The organism is Streptomyces eurythermus, assembly GCF_014649115.1.
Lineage (GTDB): Bacteria > Actinomycetota > Actinomycetes > Streptomycetales > Streptomycetaceae > Streptomyces > Streptomyces eurythermus.
In genome coordinates, this window is record NZ_BMSK01000029.1 from 1 (window position 1) to 22,676 (window position 22,676).

Consider the following 22,676-nt stretch of genomic DNA (forward strand, 5'->3'; position numbering starts at 1 on the left):
CCCGCGGAGCGGGTCCCTTCGGGCTTCGCCCGAAGAAGTGAGCCGGGGCGCTGCGCGCCCCGGCCGCTCCCGCTCCGCGTGAGCGGATGCGGCTCGCTCCGCTCACCGCCAGGTGGCACGCGCTGCGCGCGCACCGCCAACCGCAGAAGCATCCGGCCCGCATTGCGGGCCGGGGCCGGCCTCCGGCCGACCCGTGGCCTCCGCTGCGCTCCAGCCACTCAGGGCGCACCCCCAACTCCCGCACAGGCCAGGCGTGCCACGCTCCGCGCGGCCCACCCACGGGCCTCACGGCCCGAGCAGCACCAAGGAGAGGGAGGGGTGACGGGTCGTCGGGAGAGTGAAGGGCCGAATCGGGGGAGCCAGGATCGAGTTGACCGGCCGTCAGGCTGCTGTGCAGGGTGGCCATAGGGCAACCGTAACAGAATTCAGCCACGTTCGAGGGATTTTCTCCGTTCTAAGTGCTTCACTTTGAAGCACGAGATAGACTCTGGACTCAGACGACACCACCACTAAGGGAGCTGGACCGGTTTCCGATCACGCTTCCGGTTACTGGCCCGAGGCTGTGACCCGGTTCCGGTGAGGTTCACCGTAGACGATCGCACGCTGTCTACGTGCAGATTTCCTGTTTCCTGCCCAGCTAAGAGCCCAGGAGAAGGCAGACGGATATGTCGACCACAAGCCGAACCGATCAGCGTGAGGCAGCGCAGCAGGAAGCCGTTGACGCGGTTGTCCGTGCCCTCGAATTGCCTGCACGATCGCTTGCGCCCGAGAGGGGGCTCCGGACTCAGGTGATCATGGCGACCGGGTCCGGCAAGACTCGGGTTGCGGCCCGCAGCGCGGAGAAGCTCCGTGCGGGCCGTGTGCTGGTGCTCGTCCCCTCGCTGGATCTGCTCACCCAGACCGAGGCCGCGTGGCGCGAGGCGGGTCGTACGGGCCCGATGATCGGGGTCTCCTCCCTGCGGGGCGAGGACGTGACCTTCCCCAACACCACGGACGTGGAGGAACTGGTCGACTGGGTCCGGCCGTTCGACAAGGTCACCGTGTTCGCCACCTACGCCTCCCTCGGACTCGGCACGCTGGAGCGCGCGCACAAGGCCGGCCTACCGGGCTGGGACCTGATCGTGGTCGATGAAGCGCACCGGACCTCGGGCCGGATCGGCAAGCCATGGGCGGTCGTCCACGACAACACCCGCATCCCCTCCCTGCGCCGCCTCTACATGACCGCCACGCCCCGCCTGTGGCAGCTGGACGACGACACCGAGGGCGCGCCGGGCGAGCTGGTGGCGAGCATGGAAGACGACCCGGACGGGCCGTTCGGCAGCCGGGCGTTCACCCTGACCCTCTCGGAGGCGATCGACCGGGGGATCTGTGCCCCCTACCAGGTGGTGTGCGTGGACATCACCGACACGCAGCTCCAGGCCGCGCAGCTCCTGGGCACTGAGGGGCGCTCGGACGAGGTCCGAGGTGCCCGGCTCGCAGCCCTTCAGACCGCGTTGCTCAAGGCGTCCTCGGAGGAAGGCTTCCGGCGCACGCTCGTCTTCCACCACGTGGTGAAGGAGGCCGAGGCGTTCGCGGCCGGCCTTCCGGACGTCGCCGCGCAGCTGCACGCCGCCGACCCCGAGCTGTACCCGCGCACGATCTGGGCGGACTGGCTGTGCGGCGAGCACAAGCCCAACCATCGGCGGCGGGTCCTCGGGGAGTTCGCGTCCGGGATCGCCACGGACGGCACGGTGGTGGAGAAGGGCTTCCTGGGCTCGGTGAAGGTGCTGGGCGAGGGCGTCGACATCAAGAACTGCGACTCCGTGTACTGGGCGGATGTGCGCGGCTCGATGCCGGACCTCGTCCAGGCCGTGGGCCGTGCGCTGCGGATGCAGCCGGGCGAGGGCAAGGTGGCCTCGCTCGTGGTGCCGGTCCTGCTCGGGCCGGGCGAGACGGCGGACAACATGCTCACGTCGCGGGCGTTCGGCGGGTTGGCGAAGCTGCTGGAGGCGCTCAGGGCGCACGACGCCCGGGTGGTGGAGCAGTTGGCGCAGCAGCAGGCCCCCAGTGCCTACAAGCCCGTCCAGAAGGCCGCGCAGGGCCAGGAGCGGGGCGAGGGGAACGGGGCCGGCGGCCCGTCGGCCCCGGCCCGGAAGCTGCTGAAGTTCAGCACACCGCGCGACCCGGCGCAGCTGGCCGCGTTTATCAACCTGCGGGTCCTCAACCCCGAGCACGAGCACTGGCGGCGCGGCATCGAGGCCGCCGTCATCTACGCCCGCGAGCACGGCGACCTCAAGGTCCCGTTCACGTACCGGGTGCCCGGCGGTGAGAACCAGGCGGTGGAGGCCGAGGGGTGGCCGGCCTCGCTCGCGAACTTCCCGCTCGGGCAGTGGATCGCCGACGCCCGGCGGTTCTACGCCCGCGGCGACATGGACGAGGACCGCATCGAGCAGCTGGAGAAGCTGGGCATGGTGTGGTCGCACTTCGACGTCGCGTGGGAGGAAGGTCTCGCGGCGGCGCGCGGATGGGCGGCCGAGGCGGGCCACCTCCTGGCCCCACTGGACGCCACCTTCCAGGGCTACCGGGTGGGCATCTGGCTGAAGAACGCGCGGGCCGCCGCCCGCAAGGCGGCCGAGATCGAGCAGCGGCGTGCCGAGGGCCTGCCCGTGGAGTCGTCGGCCGGGGCGCTGTCGGACGAACGGCGTGAGCAGTTGGAGGACATCGACCCGTCGTGGTGCCCGAGCTGGCCGGTGGAATGGCAGCGCTGCTTCCACCTCGTCCGGCTCCACCTGGAGGCCGGCCACCCGCTGCCCACCTCGCCGGGCGACGTCGTGCACCAGGGCGAGGATCTCGGGCGGTGGGTGCGCTCGGTCCGGCTCGGGTGGGACAACCTGACGACCGTGCAGCAGTGGATGTGCGAGCAGGTCCTCGGGATCGAGCCTGCGGACGAGGACGAGAAGCCGCCCCCGCGCCGTACGCAGGCCGACAAGTGGGCGCTGAACTACGAGGCCGCCCGGCAGTTCTTCGAGCGTGAGGGGCACCTTCGGGTGCCGAGGAAGCACGTCGAACGGATCGTCGTCGGCGAGGACCAGGAGGAGCGGGAGCTCCGGCTCGGGGCGTGGATCGGGAACCAGCGCAGCCGGGCCGCGACGCTGTCCCCGGAGCGGGTGGAGCTGTTGTCCGCGATCGGGATGCGCTGGGCGTAGCGGCGTGCGGACAAACAGTGGGGCCGGACGATCCCGCCCGGCCCCACTGCCTGGTCGCAGCCAGCCGAAGGGCAAACCTCTCGGGCGGCGGCGCCTGAACGTCAGCGTCTATGTTCGTTGCAGGTTTGGCGGAGCTGTTCCATTGTCATCCCCATGTCTTCAGCTATGAAGCCGCTTTCGCACCAGCATTTGTCCTTGCCTTCCTCGTAACCAAAGTCCTCGCTGTGGAGATATTTGTATTCCTCCACGTCTGCGTTGTAGCAGTCCTCATAAAAGGCTTTCTGTTGGTTGAAGAAGCGGTCGTACGCTTCTACGGCTGCGCGGCGGGCCTTTCCGTAGATCCTGCGATCTCTGTCTTGGGCCTCCTGCGACGCTTGCATCCCTGCCGGGTAATGATCAGCATCGACGTATGTTTTGTACGCAGCCTCGCGAGCCGCCTTGAGAGCGCCCTCGTCAGCTCGCCGGATGTCCCACTCCTCTGCACCGATCCAGTACCGTTCGTCATCATCCTTCACCTGTTGCTGCGCCTTCTTGACGATCTTGTCCACGACGCGGTTGCGCGCCGCCTCAGGGTCCGGAGGCCGGGCTGGGAACCTCTGGGGCCCGCGAGGCCGCCCACCGGAGCTGGGCTTGTAGACAGGTATCCCGTCCTTGTCAACGAGCCTTATCGGATCGCTGCCGAAGCGGTCGCCTGGCTTATAAACCGTTCCCCCGAAGGATCTCGGATCATCGAAGGCGGCATTTCGCCATTTGTAGGGTCCTCCGCCGATGCCTCGGCGTCCTCCCCCACTTCCTGGAATGCGCGGCGGTCGTGGCATAGCAGTCTCCTTTCTTACCAGTCGGATCCGGCGTATCCGCCGTCCGCGTCGTAGTAGTCCGTGTGGGTCCCGGCATCCCAAGAGCTGCTGAGGTACTCGCCCGCTGCGTCGCGCACATCGGTCTCCCGGTCGCTGATCTTCCAGTCGCGCTGAGTAAGTCCTTCGCCGACTCCGTAGGTGTCGACTCGGTCCTCGTACACCCAGGAGGTGCTGACCTGACGACCGAGTTCGTCGAAGTTTTCGATCCGATCGCCCTTGTGGACGGAACTGCCCAGGTACTCCCCGTTGGGGCCATAGCGGTGATGCGTACTCAAGGAGTCACTTCCTTGTTACTCGCTGTTCCTGCGACCTTCTGGTCGTAGGCCGGGCGGAAGCCCGGATCAGTGAGGGTACGTGAACCTTTTCACATAAAGGAAGGCCTTGACGTTTATGTAGGCTTTGCCGATAATGTCCGGTTTAGGGAATTGGAGAATCACGATCAGCCCACCCTTGCGCCCGCGTCGAGCAGGTCGGCGGGGCGTTAATGACTGGCCACCCTGGAAGGCATCAAAGACGTGACCTGGGCCCTGCCGGAACCGATGCTGACCACGGCAGCAGCCAGCGCTGACCTGCCCGAGAAGTCGGCGGCAGAACCGAAGTGGGATGGCTACCGCGCCCAGCTCGCCGTGTACGCGGACCGGCGGGTACTGCTGCGTTCCCGGCAGGGCACGGATATGACGGCGTCGTTCCCCGAGATCGGGACGGCGGCCCTCGCACGGCTGTCGGCGGACACCGGGTTGGACGGCGAGCTGGTGGTGTGGGAGCGGGACCGGCTGGCGTTCGAGCGGCTGCAGCAGCGTCTCGCGCGGCGCGGGTCAGGTGCGGCCGAGGCGGCGCGCCAGTGGCCGGCGCACTACGTGGTCTTCGACTTGGTCTACCTGGGGGCGGACCTGACCGGCTGGCCGTACGAGCGGCGGCGCGCGGCGCTTGAGGACCACCGACCCGGCCGTGGCGCGAGGGTGGTTGGAGTGGACGGCAGCCGGGGTGGAGGGGCTGTGCTTCAAACGGCTGGACGAGCCCTACGTCGGGGGCGCTCGATCGTGGCGGAAGTACAAAGTGCGGGTCACCACCGAGGCCGTGATCGGCGCCGTCACCGGCTCCCTCACAGCGCCCCGGACGGTGCTGCTGGGCCGCTACGACGCCGCAGGCCGCCTGCAGTACGCCGGGCGCAGCACCACGCTGTCCCAGGCCGTCAGCCGCGCCCTGGTCGGCGTGCTGGCCCCGCCGATGGGTGCGCACCCATGGGAGGGATGGACGTTCTCTGCAGGCTGGGGGACGCAGCGCACGCTCGAGGTGGTCCTGGTGGAGCCCGAGGTGGTGATAGAGGTGGCCGTCGACGTCGCCCGGAACAGTGCTGGACGGTTCAGGCACCCGGCCCGGCCTCACCGTATCCGCACGGACGTCGGCGTAGCGCAGGTACCGCTGTTTGGCGAGGCCCCTGCCTCGCCGTGAGCCCTACGCCGTGGTCGGCTTCGTGGTCGAGCTGGCCACGGCGGGAAGCTCCTGGCGCAGATCGAGGTAGCAACGCAGCCGGACGCCCGGCTCGCCGGGCACCCTGGTCGTCCGGTCATCTGTCGCCGTCGCCCAGCGTTCGGCGAGCGCACCTTGGAGAGTGAAAGCGGTGGCGTCGTCCGCGGCGGCGACGTCCACAACGACGAGCCCTGGTTCCGCAATGTGTTCGTCCCTGATCGGCTTCATGTTCTGGTCGACGCTCCGGGGCGAGGTCCGGTTCATCCGCATAGGGATGTTCACCCGGCTGAGTGGCCCTGACGGCCGGGCCAGGCGCCCCAAAGGCCTCGATGTGCCATACCGCGTGTGTTCTGACCCTCGTCACCGACGACCGTCATGCCCACCGGCCCCGTCAGTTCTGCTGGATCGTCGCTGGCGCAGTCATTTCGTACGGAGATGTGCGGTTTCCGGGGACACGGACAACGACGGCCCATCTGTCTCGTTGTTCTGGGACAGGTGAAGGGATGTGATCTGCCCACATGTCGTCGCGGATGTTGGGGATCCAGCTTGGTTTGGGGGTCAGGTCGAGGACGACCAGCATGCCCAAGGTGATGCCGCCGGCCTGGTAAGCGACTGTCTGGCCTAGGTAGCGTCGTAGTCCCTTGCGCGTTGTTTTGCCCTTTGTGCGCTTGCATTCGATGACCGTGGTGAAGCCGGGGAACCGCACTTCAATGTCGGCTCGCCCTCCGCTACGGTCGGTGACTTCAATGTCAACGTCCTCCAGGTTGCCGTCCAGGTAGTCGTGGAAGTCCTCCTGGACTGTTTCCTCCAGGGGAAGCTTCTCGCCGGGCGCCGGGGCGAAGAGGTAGGCGAAGCGCGGTGTGTGGTGGGCGCGGGCGCGATTTGTCCTGCTGTGAAGGAAGCGGATGGCCTGGACGATCAGGTGGGTGAAATGCTCCCGGACGGTGAGGTGGTGGAAGTCGTCGCAACCCTGCAGGACGGCGAGGATGTCGTTGTAAATGTGCTGCTGGGCGATCGGCAGCTTGCTGACCAGGGCGGCTTCCCAGTCTGCGTAGGTGGCCTGGAGGCTGGTGAGCATGTGCGTGGGCAGGCTGGCCAGGAGCTGGCTACCGAGTTCGGCGGCCAGCTCTGGGTAGGAGGCCGCCGCTGCGGCTTTTCCCGGGTCTCCTGGTTGCACCTGGGGGGCGTCGGCTTGTAGGCGGTCGTCGATGGCTTGGAGAAGTTGGTGGGCGGCGTGAGCGTCCCAGTCGTCGGGGGCATCGGCGACCAGACCCCGTAGGTGCAGCAGAAGGCCTTGGCGGCTGGCGAAGGCTTTCTCGATGCGCGGGGCGACCAGGACTTGCAGACCCCCCGGGGCGGCTTCGGCTGGCTGGAGACGGACGCTGCGGTGCGCGGTGTAGACGGTGAGAACGTGCTGGATGGTCTGGTTGGGCCAGGCGGTCAGGGGCTGGTCCAGGTGGGCGTCGACGTGTTCGAGGCTGCAGCTGAGGGTGTACCAGGCGGCTTCGGTGTCGTAGCGGCCAGCGCGCCAGTGGGTGCGGGTGCCGGTCAGCCACAGGGCGTGTTCAGTGAGAGAGCGGCGCAGTTGGCCGGTGGCGGTGGCGAGGGTGGTGGTGTTGCCGGTGTCGAATGCGAGAACGGCGTCGAGAGCGGCGAGGAAGGCGGTGGCGTCGGGACGGTCCTCGTCGGCGTCGATGGCTTGCTGCAGAAGGTCGCGGGCGGTGGCGAAGGCTTGCAGCAGCGTGGCGCGGTCGGGGGCGTTGGCTGCGTCGGCGAGATGGCACATGGCGAGTTCGTAGGCGGCGTCGCCCTGGACGATGGTGCGGGAGAAGCGCTGCAGCGCGGTGAGCAGGTCGCTGTCTCGCCAGTGCTCGTAGGCGGTGCCCAGGGCGCGGACGACGCGGCGGGCGTACGCGGCGGGGGCCGCTGTGGCGTCGGGGTCGACGAGGCGGTCGAGGAGTCCGTAGCGCTTGGTAGTTCCGGGCAGAGCGAGGCGCAGGGCGGCTTCGAGGAAGATGCCGGCGAGTTCGGCTTCCAGGGGGGTGCTGTGGTGGCGGCTGCGTTCGAGGGCGAGGGTGTTGAGCTGGGAGCTCGCACGTTGGAGGTAGCCGGGGTGTTCGACGAGCTGGTCGAGGAGGTCGTCGGCGGCCGCAGGGCTGGTGGTCGTGGTCAGGGCCTGCGTGACGAAGGTGGCTGCCTGGTCCGGATAGTGGAGAGTGTCCCATTCGACCAGAAGAGTTTCAGCGGCGCGGAACCACAGTGGTGAGGCGGCCAGGGTGTGGGCCTGCTGCCAGAAGGTGTCCTCGCCACCGAGATCGGTGAGAGTGGGCGGATCGCCGTCCTGGGCAAGGAGCATCTCGAGTGGGGTCACGGACGGTGGCCTTTCTCGATGGACGGTCGCTTACCTTAACGAGCTGGTCACCACACGGGGTCACCCGGTCCCGCGACGCGCAGGCGGTCGGCCGGAATAGCCGCGGTGGCCAGGTCACGTTTGGCCGTGGCCGTGATGACTTGCAGACCGGCGGTCTCCTCGCAGATGTCCTTGAGCTGGCTGAGGACTTCCGCCACGTCGACGTCGATGGTCTCCTGTGCGCCGGCAGAGTCGAGCAGGAGCAGGCCAGGGTGGCGGCCCACGCCGGTCTCCTTGCCGACGCGCAGCAGCGCAAGCAGGGTGGCGATGCGCAGCCGCACCTGCTCACCAGGTGTGACGGCCGTGAAGGTGGTCTTGCTGCCGCCCTTGGTGACCTCGAGTTTGCCGTTGCCCAGCAGTTTGATGGCCTGAAGTTCCTTCATGCCGAGCCGAATCCCCAGGCGGCAGATTTCCTCACTTACGGCACCCAACAGTGCGGTCGAGGCGTCCTTGGCACGCTTGTCGGCTTCCTTAGCGGCCGCCTCCAGTACCTGTTCCTCTGCCGACATCCCGTCCGGCCGGCGGGCATGCTGATCCGCCGCCTGGCGCTCGGCGAGTTTGCCTTCGAGACGGGCGACTTCCAGGTGCGCACGCAGTGCGGACTCGCGGGGCATGGCTGCTTGTGCTGCGGTCAGGTCAGCGCGGGCTTGCGCGAGTGCCGCCTCGATGGCGGTCGCGGCCTTGGCAGCCTGCTGGGCCGCGGTCTTGGCCTGGGAGTGGGCCTCCTTGAGGGTTTCGACGGTGGCAGCCAGTTCATCGGCTGCGGACAGGTCGGCAGGTACTTCCGCCGGGGCGGATCCGCAGATGCGGCAGTGCGTGTCGTCCAGATCGGCGTGGGGCAGTTGGTCCAGGGTGGTGGAGCAGCGCGGGCAGCAGGTTGGTTTCAGCGCGCCGAAGAAGCGCTGGGCAACCGCGGTCTCCCGTAGATCCCGCAGACGGGCCTGGTCCAGGACGAGGGTTCCGTGGATCTCTTCCTCGGCCTGGCGGGTCTGGTGCATCTGCTGTACAGCGTCGGTGTGCTGGGCGGTCAGTTCGGCCAGGCGCGCGCCAGCCTGCTCAACGGCTTCGGCGGCAGCCTCCAGGCTGGGGGCCGCCTCGGCTTGAGTAGCTCTCTGGCGGGCCTGGGCAAGCTGCTCTTCAAGATCTTGCAGGGACGAGCCACGGGCGGTGAGGTCCTGCTGGGCACGCCGGCGCTGGCCGCGCAGAGACTGCTGCACCAGGTCGAGGGCTGCTTTGGCGTCACGGCGGGTCGTCGTCCACGGCAGGCCGACGAACATCTGTAGCAGACTCACCATCGTGCCGCCGCCGGCCGTTTCTCCCAGCAGCGCGTCGCTCTCGCGGTTGCGGCACAGCAGCGCGTGGCTGAAGGCCGGCCAGGACGTCACCACGACCTGGCCGTCTCGGCTGTCGGAGTCGGCGCCGGAGCGGGCGGGGGTGTCCTTGCGCCAGCCGCGCAGGAACTCCAACCCCAGCCGGTCCATCATGAAGGCGCCCATTACCGAGGCGAATTCCGTCTCATCGGCGAAGGACGTGACGTGTTGCTGGACGCCGACGGCCAGGGTTCCGGTGAGTTGGTCGCCGGTGTTGTCGACGCGCACCGTGAACGCCTCGCCGTCGACTTGGGCGTCCAGGCGGACATGGTGGATCCAGTTCCTCACGTCGGCCTGGAGGGCGCCGGTGCCGCGCAGGCACCACCAGATGATCTCCAGGATGCTGCTCTTGCCTCGCAAGTTGTCCGCCGTCACGCCCCACAAGCCCGGTTCCAGGTCCCAGGAGAAGTTGACCGTGCCCGTGGACTTGCCGCTCTTCTCCCCGGTGAACGCCAGGCGTTTGATCAGTAGCTGATGCGGGCGGGGCAGAACACCACTCTCCCGCACTCCGTGCCGCGCCAGGATCTCTCCCGCCTGCTCGCTGTCGACGCCGGCCCGGCGGGCTACCGTCTCGACGAAGTCGCTCATCCGCCCGCTCCCACCCTGTGCTTCGTGACCTGCGCGAGGCGCTCACGCACCCGGTCGGTGATACCGCTGATGCTCGCCTTCCACACCGTGCGCTCGTACTCGGCCTGCGCGTACTGCAGAGCCTTCAGCTGGCTGCCGCTGCTTTGCCCAGCCACCGCCAGCACCACCACAGCCCGCTCGTCGTACCAGGCCAGATCCGCGGCAGCGGTCCGCAACTCGGCCGCCATCTCCCGTCCCGCAGGCAGCAGGTAGTAGTCCCACCGATCCACCCTCGCCGGCGGCTCGCCCACCGGCACGATGTCGATCAAGCCGTGCGCGTACAACAGGCCCAAGGCATCGTCCAGTGCCTCCCACGCACCGAACCGCCAACGCACCATCGGATAGCGAGAGATCTCCGGCTCGTCACCCTGCAGAAGGGCGTCAGCTCGCTCCAGAGCCCACGCGGCGTCGTCAACCTTCCCTGCTTCGACCTGGTTGAGCAGCTCATCGGCCAGGTAGTCGGGATTACGCAGCCAGAAATCCAACGCCTGCAGCCGCTTCTGCCCCCGGACCACCGCGACCGCTCCCTGCGGTTCCTCATCCGCCTGGTCGCCGTCGCACGGTGCACCGCAGCGATCCAGCAGGAACAGCAACCGCACCGCATCCTGCGCGCGCGACGCCCGACGCACCCCGGTATCCGCCACCCGATCTTTCCCCTCCCCAGCCCCCAGCTGGATGCAAGATCTCACAAGTAGCACACAACGGCAGCTCTGTGTAACCACTCAAACACCGGCGCTGTTTTCCTTTCGGTTCGGCCAACGAGAGGCGGGTGCCGGCGCCCGTACGTGATCCGGACTGGGTCGCCAACCGCTCCCGGGAAGAGGACGAGTAGACGAGAGGTTGCCGACTCCCTTACTGGCATTCGACCCGCTAGAGGGATTTCGCCAGGAGAGGCCCGGACCAGGCGTCCGGGCCTTCGTCGTGCCCCGGGATCTTTCTTCCCGGCCGCTGCTGTCCGGGTCCCGGCTTCCAGCCCTACGGGGTGAAAGAGCCGTGCCCGGCAGGACGAGACGCAAGCACCTGCGCCCTGTCACTGTCCCGCCCGCAACGTCGAACTCACGCCGGAGGCAGTACCGATGACCACCCGCCAGACACCCGGGGCAACACCCGCGCCGATCGCCGCTACGCTGAACACGCCACCCTGGGCCAGGGCCGAGACCCCACAGGGACGCTCCACAGCAGAGAGCCGCAGCAGGACCGCCGACCGCGAGGCGCGCACCACCCCCACGCGGACGACACCACCACAGGTGTCCGCTGTCCTCGATCCCTCTGCTCAAGGAAGCAGCATCATGACCCGGGACAACGTTCCCGCGCCCGTCCAGCCGCCTGACCCCGCGCCCGTCCCACAGCAGCCCGCCGTGGGTGCCGGCCTGCCCGCCGCGATAGGCCAGGGCGCCGCTCAGGGCGCCGCCCGCTCCATCACCGACCGGCTGGTGGACAAGTTCCTCACCAACCCGCCCGACTGGCTCAAAGCCCTGTGGCACGCGCTACCGAAGCCCTGGGAGTAGCCGACACGCCCCCGGGAGATTGCTCCCGGGGGCGTGTCGGTTTCAGCGGGTTGCGGCTTCGTCGACCTGGCGGTGGGTTCGCCGCTCGGCCGGGTCGGCCTCTCGCCGTCGGGCGCGCTGGGCCTGGCGGCGGGCGGGGAGGTCAGTGGGGCGGTCGGGCTGTTCGGCGGCTGCGGCCAGCCGGGTGCGGACCTGGCGGGCGAAGTCGGGCCCGGGCAGGGGCAGTTCGCTGTCGGGTTCGCGGAGGTAGCCGACGGCCACCGCGATGGGCATGTAGGTCATCAGTTCCGCGACCACGGCCGACCGGGGCCGGGACACGTGGCTGGCCAGGCGCCGCAGGACACGCAGCAGCGTCGTGGTGGAGGCACCGTCGCCGTCGCGGAGGACCGCGGGCACCCCATCGTCGTCCCACAGAGCGGGGGTGCGCCTGCGGGGGGTGCGGGTGGTGGGTTTGGGCTGTACCTCGTTGGTCTGGGTGTGCCACCAGCGGGCGGCGTGGGTCTCGCCGAGGGCGAGGTGGTGGAGGTAGAGGCAGTAGGCGGCGGCGGGCTGTCCGGCGCCGGCGGCGTACTGCCACCAGAACCGGGCGCCGTCGTCGGTGTCGGTCAGCTGGAGCACGCAGGCCAGGACCAGTGCGCTGCGGGGCTCGGGGACCTGGTCGGTGAGGAAGGCGGCGACCGCGGTGGTCGGGGTGTGCCGGACCACGGTCTCGCACAGGGCCTTCAAGTCCGCGGCCGCTGTGTTCGCCAACTCTCGTCCTGTGATCACCGGCCGGTTGGCGGCGCCGGGATCCTGGGGCGGGGCGGTGTCGCGGGGCACGGTGCGGTCGGGAGCGAGCAGTGCCCTGGAGAGGATGTCCTGGAGTGTGGTCACGGAGTGGGTCCTTCGGTCGCGGGCGGCTCAATGGTCTCGGCCAGGAAGCGTTGGGCGTGGCGCTCGGTGGACCGTACGGTGGCCAGCGAGAGGCCGAGGAGGTCGGAGACGTCCTCGGGCGGGTAGCCGCACAGGTGCCGCAGCACCATGACGTCGAGCTGGGTGTCGGGCAGCCGGCTGATCGCCGCGTACAGCTCCAGGCTCTCGGCCAGCTGGGCGGCCTGGCCCTCCACGGAGGTCTGCTGGCGCATGGCGAGGGTGTCGAAGGCGGCCTCGCCCAGCACGGGCCGCTCGTCGCGGTAGTCGGCCCGGGCCTTGACCGTGGCGCGCAGCAGGTCCCAGGCGTAGCGTCGGATGTCGGGGCTGGCCAGGGCCTCGTCGAAGCTGAGCCAGAGGATGGCGAAGGCGTCCTCCACCGCCGCGTCGCGGGCGTCGCCGGTGAGGAAGGCGCCAGCGTAGGCGCGGTAGCCCTCCTCGACGGTCAGGCGCAGGGCGCCGTGCTCCAGGGGCGGGCCGGAGTGGGCGGTGGCCACGGCGGTGGCGCCCTCGGTGGACCGGTTGATCCAGTCACGGCTCTTGCCGGCGTCCAGGGCGGCCTGCTTCCACAGCCGGTACAGCGGCCAGCCGGGGATGTCGAGAACGGCGGCCAGGCGGTGGATGACCTCCCAGCGCGGGTAGTGCCCGACGCCGCGCAGCAGCTCGGACAGCTTGGACTTGGCCAGCAGGACATGGAAGCTGAGGTCGCTGAGGGTCCGGCCGCTGGCGAGGTAACGCTCGCGGGTCGGCTCCAGCCAGGCGCGGTGCAGGGTGCCGACCGTGGGCGCGATGGGTCCCAGCTTGCGGCCGGGACGGCCTGAGGACGGCTCCGGTGCGGGGAACGTGGTCACGGGGCGCCGTCCTCCTTGTCGGGCACCGGCGCCACCTGGTGCCCGGAGGCCGGCGTGGTGCGCGGGCGGGTGCCGCGCAGGACCTGGTCGATGGTCATTCCCAGGATCGGGGCCAGCCCGGCGATGAGGGCGGCATGTCCCAGCACCGCCATCGCCAGGCTCCAGGCGAGCACCGCCAGCACCAGCGCCAGCAGCGTCGCTGCCGCTATGCGTTTCCTGCTCATGAACGTCCTTGTCTTGATGTCGGTACGGCGCAGGCATCCGGAAGAGACCACGCCAAGGGGGAGCCCTCCAACGTGCGGGTGCCGAACCGCCGTTGAGGGATCTTCAGAATGGACCGAGGCGCACAGATCACGCGACGTGATCACGAAATCACGGAACATTAGGAGTCGCGGACGGTCAGCCGCGGCCCGGCAGATGACCAATCAGGGGCACGCAGGGCACACCGCGGGCACCCGGCGGGTGAAGTTCCCGGTTTTCCTTGCAATCCCCGACCGCACACCGTCATATGGAGACAGGACACCTTGGTGTCGGTCCTTCCCATCCGGAAGAACGGCGCGGCCCCCGTGCCGAAGAAAAAAGGGGGAACGCGCCACGCGCCCCGCCCGGCCTGACCTAGAGACCGGGCGGGACAGCGCGCCCCTTCAAAGGGGGAAACGACCGTAACGCAGACCACTGACAACGCCCCCTCGGCAGCGCCGCACAGCCCCAGGCACTCTCACCTGTTCAACGAGCCCCCGTAGATCGCCAGCCCTGTCGGGCGTGGTCGTCTTCGCCCGCCGACTGGTGGTGCAGCGGATGGCGGCAGTCCTCACTGGGCTCGACGGCTGGATCGCAGCCGACGAGTCGGCGCCAGGCGGGCGGCGCCGGGTGAGGAAGGCACGGGCCTGTTCCGCCTGAGTGGCTGGTCCAGTAGGGGCTGATCCGCGCCAACGTGGACTCCGTACACGCCGGCGGCGGCTGGGCGGCGGCCTGGAGGGCGGCGACTCGGGCGTGGGTCGGTACCCCGGTGACGGGAGCGATGCGGTCGATGCTCAGACGGGGGTTGTGTGGAGGCGCGGGTTCCTCGGCTGGAGAGAGGTCGCGGCCGCAACGGCGGGCGAGGGTCCGGTGTGGTCTTCCCAGGCCCAGACGAGGGACGGGCGTGCAGCAGTGGTCGCGTCGGCGAGGGGCGGCTCGTACGGCTCAGACTGTCTGAAAGCGTTCGTAGAGCGCCCGGATCGCCGTAATCCGGATGCATGCTCTCAAGGCGTCGTGCTTGGATGCCGTCAACGCGACCAGGAGGGGGCCCAGTTGCTGGGGTTTCCTGGCGCGTCCGTAGTCAACTCTGGGGGAATAGAGTGAAGTTAGGACGGACCATCACGGCCGGTGCGGTCGCGGTGAGCGCGCTGGCCGTCGGAGTCGGTGCACCCGCGGCGGCGGAGCAGCAGGACACCGGCACGCTGCGCGTCACGGTCAGTCACTCGGCCAAGCAGGCCGGCACGTCGGCGGTGGCGGCACCGAACGCGAACGCCACGTGCACCATCAACCGCATCACGGTGAACCGGTACAGCGAGTGCGAGTGGATCACCATCCACGTCGACGTCGTCAAGATCGTGCGCGGGCGGCCGGTCCTCGAAGGGACCGCTGACTTCGACGTCAAGCACCAGATGACCCTGAAGGCCAAGTCCGTCAACTGGTCGGAGAAGTTCTCCATCTCCAAGGCGAAGACCACGCGGGCGGGCAAGGGCCTGCACGTCAACATCGCCGCCTCGTCCAAGAGCGGGACGAAGGCCAAGGTCCACTTCGACCAGGGCCGCACCCTGGACAGCAAGTCGAGCGGCAGCGTCGACTACACGACCAGCCCCATCCCGAAGAAGAAGATCAACGCCAAGGCGAAGACCACCTACACGTACACGTTCACCAAGGCCGGCTACAGCCCCGGCACCGTCTCGTACGACTCTGCCGTCTACCGGTGCGACAACTACTACGGCACCAGCGGATGCGCGATCCCCGACTCTCCGACCGGCGTCTCCCTGATCAACCAGCCGGTCATCGCCGACGGCATCCGCGGGCTCCGGCTCCGCGGCGGCCACTACGGTGACCCCTACGGCGGCAAGCCGCTGCACTGGATGATCAACGACAAGCAGAAGAACAAGAACCGGGCCGCCGTGTGCCCGAAGAACCCGCCGGCCGACATGAAGCGCGCGGGCCGCACCTCCTGCGACGAGTACCCCTTCGCCTCCACCTACGAGGGCGGCACCCACCTGCCGGCCAAGGAGCGCACCATCACGTGGGTGAGGAAGGCGGAGAACGACAGCCAGGGCGGGACCATCACCACCTGGCGCCGCGCGTACCACGTCATGGACCACGATCCCTTCTTCGTGATCGTCTGAACCGCCGCACCACCTTGTGCTAGACCAAAGGTGCTCCTCCCCGGCCGCCTCGGGGAGGAGCACCTCGGCTGTGAAACGGGAGCTGTTCATGCTGGTCCACGAAGCGGAGTTCACCGTCGACCTCGGAGAGAGCGGATACCTCATCGGCTTCACCGAACACGACGACTACCCCGATGAGATGCCCTACGGCTGGCGCTGCGGACCCGTCGGCGCCGCCAGCGCCATCGTCCTGCCGACCACCGACACCGGACCCCTGCAGCTCACCGTCCAGATCCATGACAGCCCACCCGCCCCCGAGACGGACCGCGACTGGGAGCCTGCGGAAGAGATCAGCCTGCTGGCCGAGACCGACCGTGTGCACCTCGCCACGGTCGACCCCGGCGACGTCATGGACGCATGGCCGGAAGAGGAACCGCCCCTGCGTGTGCACCCCGCTCCCGGCCCCGACCGCTGGATACGGATGCGTCTGTACTGCCACGCTGACGATCCCGAACCCGGCATCGGCGACCACGGTGAACGGCACCTGATCCAGCTCTGGCCCGCACCGGCCACACCACCCGTCCACCCCACGATCGGTGAGGAAGACCTCCAGGCGCGCGCCGAGTACACCGCGAACCGGTCCGGCCCCCTCGCGGACTACACCACCGACCTGCCGGTGCAGGACTGACTACCCGGCGCCTGGGGCCGCAACGGCCGGCCCTACCGGGCGAGGGTGACGGTGACCGGCACGTTCGGGCAGTGGCCGAGGACCTGGGACAGGGCGGCTTCCTCGCCGCTGTCGATGCTCAAGCCCCAGCGCGTCTTGTCGGCGACCCAGTCGGTGACGTACTGGCAGCGGTAGCCGGCGGCCGGCGGCAGCCACGTCGCCGGGTCCTGGTCCGCCTTCGAACGGTTCGACGCGGCCGACACCGCGATCAACGCCCGCTCGTCGCCCAGGTCGTTGGCGTAGGCCTGCCGCTCCGCCGGCGACCAGGCGGAGGCGCCGGAGTCCCAGGCCTCGGCGAGCGGGACCAAGTGGTCGATGTCCAGGCCGCTGGGCCCGGTGATGTAGCGGTCGTCGTACGGGCTGTACCACTCTCCCCCGGACAGCGCGCAGCGCGCACCCTGCTCGGGCGCGATCACGGCCTCGGCCTTCAGCACCTCGGCCCGGGTGGTGCAGCCGTCCTTGTCCGCGTCGACCCAGTGCTTGAACTTGGTGCGCTCATACCCGGTGCGGTCCTCATCACGGACGGGCAGAGCGGCCAGGGCGTCGCGCACCGGCAAGGTGACAGTCCGGCCCGGGGTGCGCCCGGTAACGTCGGCGGCCGGGGCGGCATGGGCGGTGGCGGGAACAAGCAGGGCCGCGAGGGCGGCGAGGGCGGCGGTCCGGGCGAAGCGCACGACGGAGTCCTTTCGGAGATCACTGGTCGTGCTCTTCGTAGCGGCGACTCCGTGCGACGCGCCCGGGAAGCCGTAGCTTCTACCCGTTCAGGGGATACGCGATGTCTTGCAGATACATCGCGCAGGTCCGGCCCCGCGCGAGCGTGGACCTCGGCGCAGCCTCAGCCGGATGGCAGACCCGGCCAGACGGCCGGTTGATCGCCGCCCGGTGCTGTACCCGATCGGCCGGTGGGGGCAACCGCCGGCGCAGCACGTCCGCCGCCTAGGATCCATGAGTGTGCATGAGATCCCCGACGAGCTGATCACCCTGGAACGGTCCGCCGAGCAGGAGCGGGCCCGGCTCGCCGGCCTCACCGATGACGACTACGACACCCAGCTGCGCCGCTGGCGCGAGGCCTCCGCCGCCTTCCACACGGCCGTCACCGAACACGCCACCGCAGCCCAGGTCAGCCGGTACGAGCTGGAGCAGGCCGTGAAGAAGGCCGTACGGCACCCCGAGCCCAAGGACGACGCCGCCGCCGACAAGTAGCTCCGCGGACGGTGCCGGGGCTACTGGTCGGGCCAGTCGCCCAGCACCCCACCGGTCTCCTCGTCGAGGAGGGTGACGCGGGTGCCCGGCCTGCCGCCCCGCTCGCCGATCCAGCGCCGGAACTTCTCCCGCGCGGTCTCCTCCCGGAACCACCAGCCGTGCTGCACCGGCCGGCCGTCCATGGTGAGCAGCAAGTGGTAGCGGCCGGGGCCGCTCATGGGAGGCGGATCCCGCGGGTGCGGCCCGGCTCGCGGACGATCGCGGACTTCGCCTCCAGCTCGATGAGCTGGTAGTGCACCGAGGCCCGGCTGCGCATGCCGACCGCCTGCCCGATCTGCCGCACCGTCGGTGCCTCGCCGTGGTCGGCGATGTGCCGGCGGATGCAGCGCAGGATGCGCTCCTGGGTGTCGGTGAGGTGGTCAACGCGGTGCATAATCCAATTAGAGCGCTTGTTCGAATTCAGGGGCAAGCTGGGACTTAAGGGACCGGGAGGAGCAGGTGAGCGGTGGTGAGCAGCCGCTCTCGCGTCTGGACGCGCTGCGCTTCGCCCGGCGCGTCGTCGCACAGCAGGCGGCACGGCAGCTGGCCCTCATCGACCGGTGGATCGCGGATGAGGAACAGCGCCAGGCCGAGCGGCGCCGTGGTCAGGAGCGGCGGCCGGAGCCGGCGCAGTGGCTGATCCAGTACGGCCTGAACCGCTCCAACGTCGACGCCGTGCACACCGGTGACTGCTGGGCCGCCGCCCGCAGCGGCCGGTGCCGCCCCGCCACCCGGCAGCAGGCACTCGACGCGCTGCTTCAGCACGTCCCGGCCTGCGTCCACTGCCGGCCCGACACCGCCCTCGGCCTCCTCGAGTAGGCGCAGTCTCGACCCGGCCGGTTGCTGGGTGACCGGGCTGGTGCTCACCGTGCGCCTGGCGGCCGGCGGGGAAGGCATCACCCGTGACATGGTCCTTGCCCGAGCCGATGCTGACCGTGGCCGTGGACAGCCCCGCCCTGCCCGCCGGGTGGGCCGCCGAGCCGAAATGGGACGGCTTCCGCGCCCAGCTCGCCGTGCACACGGGCGACCGGGTGCTGCTGCGCTCGAGGCAGGGAACGGACATGACCGGCTCGTTCCCCGAGATCCGGGAGGCGGCCCTCGCGCAGCTGCCGGCGGACACCGGCCTGGACGGCGAGCTTGTGGTGTGGGAGTCCGGCCGACTGGCGTTCGAGCGGCTCCAGCAGCGCCTCGCCCGGCGCGGGGCGGGGGCGGTGGAGGCGGCGCGCCGGTGGCCGGCGCACTACGTGGTCTTCGATCTGGTGCACGCGGGCGGGGATGTGACCGGCTGGCCGTACACGCGGCGGCGCGCGGCGCTCGAGGCGCTGTTCGCCGACCACGGCCTTCAGGCGCCGCTGACGCTGTGCCCGTCGACCACCGATCCGGCGACGGCACGCGGATGGCTGGAGTGGACGGCGGCCGGGCTGGAGGGGCTGTGCTTCAAACGGCTGGACGAGCCCTACGTCCGAGGCGCTCGATCGTGGCGGAAGTACAAGGTGCGGGCCACCACCGAAGCGGTGGTCGGTGCCGTCACCGGCTCCCTCGCGGCGCCCCGGACCGTACTGCTGGGCCGCTACGACACAGCGGGCCGCCTGCAGTACACCGGGCGCAGCACCACACTGTCCCAGGCCGCCGGCCGCGCCCTGGCCGACCTGGTGGCCCCACCGACAGGGGCGCATCCGTGGCAAGGGTGGACGTTCTCGGCGGGCTGGGGAACACAGCGCGCTCTCGATGTCCTCCTGGTGGAACCCGACGTGGTGATGGAGGTGGCCGTCGACGTCGCCCGGGACAGCGCCGGGCGATGGAGACACCCCGTCCGGCCCCACCGCATCCGCACAGACCTCAACGTGGCACAGGTACCGCTGTTCGGCGAGGATGGCACCTCGGTATGAGCCGTCTCAGGCCGTGGCCGTCTCAGCTGCGGGCGGTGAGTTCATGGCGCAGGTCGAGGTAGCAGCGCAGCCGGACGCCGGGCTGTCCGGGGTCGCGCGTCGTGCGCTGCGCTGTCGCTGTCGCCCACCGGCCGGCGAGCATCTGCTGGAAAGCGAGGGCGGTGGCGTCGTCGGCGGCCGCGATGTCGACCACGACGAGCCCCGGCTCACTGACGTGCGTCTCGTTGATCGGGTTCACGTACAACACCACGCCGCGACCCCCGCGAGGGTTCCGCCAGCCCGATGGATTCACCCAGCCGGGTACGCCCGGCCCGCCGGCCTGTCTCAACTCGGCGGACCGGGCGACAACTGAGGGAACCCCCGCGGACGCGGGGAGCAGGGAGGGAGCGGCGGGAGGCCCGGCGGTGCCGGGGGACCATCCCCGCGGGCGCGGGGAGCAGCGGTTCCGGTGGGAGCCGGGCGAGCACGTCTCGGGACCATCCCCGCGGGCACGGGGAGCAGATGCAGCTCGCATCTCGTGAGTCCGAGTGGGTGGGACCATCCCCGCGAGCGCGGGGAGCAGCGGGTGGTCTCCTCGCCGGGTCCGGGTGCGGTGGGACCATCCCCGCAGGCGCGGGGAGCAGTTCGTCCACTCGAAGCCGGCTACGGATGCGTTGGGACCATCCCCGCGGACGCGGGGAGCAGCCGGAGCGGTCCACGACGAACGGCAGCGGGCCGGGACCATCCCCGCGGGCGCGGGGAGCAGTCGTCCAGCTTGTACACGAACCGCGGCGTGTTGGGACCATCCCCGCGGGCGCGGGGAGCAGGTCCCGACCTATGAAGGCACCCTTGAAGGGGAGGGACCATCCCCGCGGGCGCGGGGAGCCGCACCTCCTGGACGGGAAATCCCCCCGCCGGGCGGGACCATCCCCGCGGGCGCGGGGAGCAGGTCGGCAACGTGCCCTTCGGCCGCTACAAGCGGGGACCATCCCCGCGGGCGCGGGGAGCAGAGAGGCTGCCGTTGCCCGTGATCACCGGATGGGGGACCATCCCCGCGGGCGCGGGGAGCAGGTCGCCGTATGGACGGGGTGACGCCGTGATCCGGGACCATCCCCGCGGGCGCGAGGAGCAGGCGGCCAGCTCACCGATCCCGGAGGTGGCGTCGGGACCATCCCCGCGGGCGCGGGGAGCAGGGCCGGGTCTGCCACGGGGGCCGCGAGCATCGGGGACCATCCCCGCGGGCGCGGGGAGCAGCTCGATCCGCAGCGCGTCCCGTCCGCCGCCGGGGGACCATCCCCGCGGGCGCGGGGAGCAGATCCAGTCCGGCCGACAGCATCTGTCCGGCAAGGGACCATCCCCGCGGGCGCGGGGAGCAGAGCCACAGGCTCGTGGCCGCCAGAAGCAGACGGGGACCATCCCCGCGGGCGCGGGGAGCAGCCGACGGCGGACCAGTACTTGTCTGCGCCGTCGGGACCATCCCCGCGGGCGCGGGGAGCAGGATGTGCGGGGCCCCACGGCGCTGAAACTCGAGGGACCATCCCCGCGGGCGCGGGGAGCAGAGGCCTTCTGCCCGCAGCGCCTTGTACGCCCTGGGACCATCCCCGCGGGCGCGGGGAGCAGGCTGTCCAGCTTGGCGAAGTGCTCGCCCGCCCGGGACCATCCCCGCGGGCGCGGGGAGCAGTTCTTGTCAGCTTGGCGCTTCCGCTGCGCCCGAGGACCATCCCCGCGGGCGCGGGGAGCAGCGCAACTCCGGCGACATCAGCGGGTACTCGGAGGGACCATCCCCGCGGGCGCGGGGAGCAGCAGCCCCTGCACGCGTCGATTGTCGACACGCGGGGACCATCCCCGCGGGCGCGGGGAGCAGCACGACCGGTCGGCCGGTGCGCTCGGTGTAGAGGGACCATCCCCGCGGGCGCGGGGAGCAGGCCGAGCGCTGCGACGAGATTGGTGACGTTGAGGGACCATCCCCGCGGGCGCGGGGAGCAGAGTCCCTTGTCCACGGCGGCCTTGGTGACGGAGGGACCATCCCCGCGGGCGCGGGGAGCAGAGCGCCAACGGGGCCCACGCGGGCACACAGCGGGGACCATCCCCGCGGGCGCGGGGAGCAGTCGGCGGTGAGCGTGATGACCGGGATCGGCTCGGGACCATCCCCGCGGGCGCGGGGAGCAGGACCAGTCGCTGCAGGGCGACCTGTTCGACGGGGGACCATCCCCGCGGGCGCGGGGAGCAGTCCCGCTTGACCATTTCGTCGTAGGAGTGCACGGGACCATCCCCGCGGGCGCGGGGAGCAGGTAATGGGCGTGACCGGTGCAGGCAAGTCCGAGGGACCATCCCCGCGGGCGCGGGGAGCAGCCGAACCGGGAGACAGCCATGTCTGCATGCGTGGGACCATCCCCGCGGGCGCGGGGAGCAGTGACGCTGATCAACGGAGGGACTGGACGATGAGGGACCATCCCCGCGGGCGCGGGGAGCAGTCGACCCGGAGGCCGCGCGCGCCCTCGCCGCGGGGACCATCCCCGCGGGCGCGGGGAGCAGCTCCTCAGGCTTCTTCTCGGGCTCGCTCGGGCGGGACCATCCCCGCGGGCGCGGGGAGCAGGTGGCAAGGGGTTCTGTCCAGGTCGGTCGGGTGGGACCATCCCCGCGGGCGCGGGGAGCAGCACCAGGCGCGGCCGCCGCTGCCGCGGAGGGTGGGACCATCCCCGCGGGCGCGGGGAGCAGTTGCTCGGCGGCCTGCCTGACTACGGAAAGTCGGGACCATCCCCGCGGGCGCGGGGAGCAGGACGTCCCGGAGATGGACGTGCCCGTCACGATGGGACCATCCCCGCGGGCGCGGGGAGCAGGGACACGACGGTCTCCCTGTGGCGGTGGTGGGGGGACCATCCCCGCGGGCGCGGGGAGCAGTTGATGCGGTAGGCGACCCGGTAGGCGGTGTGGGGACCATCCCCGCGGGCGCGGGGAGCAGACTGGGCGTCAACTTTGCGATGGTTCTGCGCCGGGACCATCCCCGCGGGCGCGGGGAGCAGCCCGACGGATCCGGCTTCCGGATGAAGGCCCGGGGACCATCCCCGCGGGCGCGGGGAGCAGGTGACGACGCGGATGCGGCCACGGCCGGTCTGGGGACCATCCCCGCGGGCGCGGGGAGCAGGGATCAGTCATCACCAAGCTGAGGGACCTCTGGGGACCATCCCCGCGGGCGCGGGGAGCAGACCAGGTCACCGTTGAGCGCGGAGTCGCCGACGGGACCATCCCCGCGGGCGCGGGGAGCAGTCTGGTGCAGGCCGCTGACCTGCATGTCCGT

Annotated in this window: 21 protein-coding genes, 1 pseudogene and 1 CRISPR repeat array (1 of these 23 running past the window's edge); of the genes and pseudogenes, 9 read left to right on the plus strand and 13 right to left on the minus strand. The window is 70.3% G+C overall.

Features of this window, described 5'->3' with window-relative positions; all coding sequences use genetic code 11:
• Window positions 1-665: 665 nt before the first annotated feature.
• Window positions 666-3,185 (plus strand): DEAD/DEAH box helicase, encoded by a 2,520-nt coding sequence (locus IE251_RS36610; RefSeq protein WP_189757258.1) that lies wholly within the window; start codon window positions 666-668, stop codon window positions 3,183-3,185.
• A 101-nt stretch (window positions 3,186-3,286) separates the two neighbouring features.
• Here the strand turns inward: IE251_RS36610 and IE251_RS36615 are convergent, their stop codons facing one another.
• Both IE251_RS36615 and IE251_RS36620 read right to left on the minus strand, forming a co-directional pair.
• Window positions 3,287-3,733, minus strand: a complete 447-nt coding sequence (locus tag IE251_RS36615; protein ID WP_189757259.1) for a hypothetical protein — start codon at window positions 3,731-3,733, stop codon at window positions 3,287-3,289.
• 284 nt (window positions 3,734-4,017) lie between these two features.
• Window positions 4,018-4,317, minus strand: coding sequence for a hypothetical protein (locus IE251_RS36620; protein ID WP_189757260.1), 300 nt, complete (start codon window positions 4,315-4,317; stop codon window positions 4,018-4,020).
• Between the two features lie 264 nt (window positions 4,318-4,581).
• On the opposite strand from IE251_RS36620, the pseudogene IE251_RS41455 reads away from it, so the two are divergent.
• Together IE251_RS41455 and IE251_RS41460 are read left to right on the plus strand one after the other, a co-directional pair.
• Window positions 4,582-4,920: pseudogene (locus IE251_RS41455) on the plus strand (ATP-dependent DNA ligase); the annotation flags it as partial.
• A gap of 178 nt (window positions 4,921-5,098) precedes the next feature.
• The gene (locus IE251_RS41460; protein WP_229897085.1) at window positions 5,099-5,494 is read left to right on the plus strand and encodes an ATP dependent DNA ligase; all 396 of its coding nucleotides are present in this window, start codon (window positions 5,099-5,101) and stop codon (window positions 5,492-5,494) included.
• Between the two features lie 3 nt (window positions 5,495-5,497).
• Here the strand turns inward: IE251_RS41460 and IE251_RS36630 are convergent, their stop codons facing one another.
• The 4 genes from IE251_RS36630 to IE251_RS36645 all read right to left on the minus strand — a co-directional run bounded on the left by IE251_RS36630 (window position 5,498) and on the right by IE251_RS36645 (window position 10,563).
• A complete protein-coding gene (locus IE251_RS36630; protein WP_229897086.1) occupies window positions 5,498-5,776 on the minus strand; it encodes a DUF6207 family protein in 279 nt (92 codons plus the stop codon).
• A gap of 127 nt (window positions 5,777-5,903) precedes the next feature.
• Complete coding sequence (locus IE251_RS36635) at window positions 5,904-7,883, minus strand: hypothetical protein (RefSeq protein WP_189757261.1); 1,980 nt, start codon at window positions 7,881-7,883, stop codon at window positions 5,904-5,906.
• Window positions 7,884-7,930: 47 nt separating this feature from the next.
• Window positions 7,931-9,880, minus strand: a complete 1,950-nt coding sequence (locus IE251_RS36640) for a hypothetical protein (RefSeq protein WP_189757262.1) — start codon at window positions 9,878-9,880, stop codon at window positions 7,931-7,933.
• On the minus strand, window positions 9,877-10,563 hold the full coding sequence (locus IE251_RS36645) for a hypothetical protein (protein ID WP_189757263.1): 687 nt from the start codon (window positions 10,561-10,563) through the stop codon (window positions 9,877-9,879). Before IE251_RS36645 ends, IE251_RS36640 begins: the two co-directional genes overlap by 4 nt.
• 645 nt (window positions 10,564-11,208) lie before the next feature.
• Here IE251_RS36645 and IE251_RS36650 point away from each other — a divergent pair.
• Window positions 11,209-11,427, plus strand: a complete 219-nt coding sequence (locus IE251_RS36650) for a hypothetical protein (RefSeq protein ID WP_189757264.1) — start codon at window positions 11,209-11,211, stop codon at window positions 11,425-11,427.
• A gap of 42 nt (window positions 11,428-11,469) precedes the next feature.
• Here the strand turns inward: IE251_RS36650 and IE251_RS36655 are convergent, their stop codons facing one another.
• From IE251_RS36655 to IE251_RS36665, 3 genes are read right to left on the minus strand one after another with little or no spacing between them, the layout of a single operon-like run.
• Window positions 11,470-12,300 (minus strand): hypothetical protein, encoded by an 831-nt coding sequence (locus tag IE251_RS36655; RefSeq protein ID WP_189757265.1) that lies wholly within the window; start codon window positions 12,298-12,300, stop codon window positions 11,470-11,472.
• Window positions 12,297-13,187, minus strand: coding sequence for a sigma-70 family RNA polymerase sigma factor (locus tag IE251_RS36660; protein WP_189757266.1), 891 nt, complete (start codon window positions 13,185-13,187; stop codon window positions 12,297-12,299). The genes IE251_RS36655 and IE251_RS36660 overlap by 4 nt, the downstream gene beginning before the upstream one ends.
• Window positions 13,184-13,411: a hypothetical protein gene (locus tag IE251_RS36665; RefSeq protein ID WP_189757267.1), complete on the minus strand. Its 228-nt coding sequence runs from the start codon at window positions 13,409-13,411 to the stop codon at window positions 13,184-13,186. Before IE251_RS36665 ends, IE251_RS36660 begins: the two co-directional genes overlap by 4 nt.
• 1,116 nt (window positions 13,412-14,527) lie before the next feature.
• On the opposite strand from IE251_RS36665, the gene IE251_RS36670 reads away from it, so the two are divergent.
• Together IE251_RS36670 and IE251_RS36675 are read left to right on the plus strand one after the other, a co-directional pair.
• Window positions 14,528-15,562 (plus strand): NucA/NucB deoxyribonuclease domain-containing protein, encoded by a 1,035-nt coding sequence (locus tag IE251_RS36670; protein ID WP_189757268.1) that lies wholly within the window; start codon window positions 14,528-14,530, stop codon window positions 15,560-15,562.
• 70 nt (window positions 15,563-15,632) lie between these two features.
• Entirely contained in the window at window positions 15,633-16,229 is a 597-nt protein-coding gene (locus tag IE251_RS36675; protein WP_229897087.1) for a hypothetical protein, read from the plus strand.
• Window positions 16,230-16,261: 32 nt separating this feature from the next.
• Here the strand turns inward: IE251_RS36675 and IE251_RS36680 are convergent, their stop codons facing one another.
• Window positions 16,262-16,942, minus strand: a complete 681-nt coding sequence (locus IE251_RS36680) for an HNH endonuclease family protein (RefSeq protein ID WP_189757269.1) — start codon at window positions 16,940-16,942, stop codon at window positions 16,262-16,264.
• A gap of 271 nt (window positions 16,943-17,213) precedes the next feature.
• Here IE251_RS36680 and IE251_RS36685 point away from each other — a divergent pair, with 271 nt between their 5' ends.
• A complete protein-coding gene (locus IE251_RS36685; RefSeq protein WP_189757270.1) occupies window positions 17,214-17,471 on the plus strand; it encodes a hypothetical protein in 258 nt (85 codons plus the stop codon).
• 20 nt (window positions 17,472-17,491) lie between these two features.
• Here IE251_RS36685 and IE251_RS36690 read toward each other — a convergent pair whose 3' ends face one another.
• Together IE251_RS36690 and IE251_RS36695 are read right to left on the minus strand one after the other, a co-directional pair.
• Window positions 17,492-17,689 (minus strand): hypothetical protein, encoded by a 198-nt coding sequence (locus IE251_RS36690; protein WP_189757271.1) that lies wholly within the window; start codon window positions 17,687-17,689, stop codon window positions 17,492-17,494.
• Entirely contained in the window at window positions 17,686-17,904 is a 219-nt protein-coding gene (locus tag IE251_RS36695; protein WP_189757272.1) for a LexA family protein, read from the minus strand. The genes IE251_RS36690 and IE251_RS36695 overlap by 4 nt, the downstream gene beginning before the upstream one ends.
• 65 nt (window positions 17,905-17,969) lie before the next feature.
• Between IE251_RS36695 and IE251_RS36700 the strand changes: the two genes are divergently transcribed.
• Together IE251_RS36700 and IE251_RS36705 are read left to right on the plus strand one after the other, a co-directional pair.
• The gene (locus tag IE251_RS36700; protein WP_189757273.1) at window positions 17,970-18,329 is read left to right on the plus strand and encodes a DUF6233 domain-containing protein; all 360 of its coding nucleotides are present in this window, start codon (window positions 17,970-17,972) and stop codon (window positions 18,327-18,329) included.
• A gap of 83 nt (window positions 18,330-18,412) precedes the next feature.
• The gene (locus IE251_RS36705) at window positions 18,413-19,399 is read left to right on the plus strand and encodes an ATP-dependent DNA ligase (protein WP_189757274.1); all 987 of its coding nucleotides are present in this window, start codon (window positions 18,413-18,415) and stop codon (window positions 19,397-19,399) included.
• A gap of 22 nt (window positions 19,400-19,421) precedes the next feature.
• Here IE251_RS36705 and IE251_RS36710 read toward each other — a convergent pair whose 3' ends face one another.
• Window positions 19,422-19,637 carry a DUF6207 family protein gene (locus IE251_RS36710; protein WP_229897088.1) on the minus strand — a complete coding sequence of 72 codons (216 nt, stop codon included), beginning with the start codon at window positions 19,635-19,637 and terminating at the stop codon, window positions 19,422-19,424.
• Between the two features lie 173 nt (window positions 19,638-19,810).
• Window positions 19,811-22,676: a CRISPR direct-repeat array (repeat unit 29 nt; unit sequence GGGACCATCCCCGCGGGCGCGGGGAGCAG); it runs 30 nt beyond the window's last position.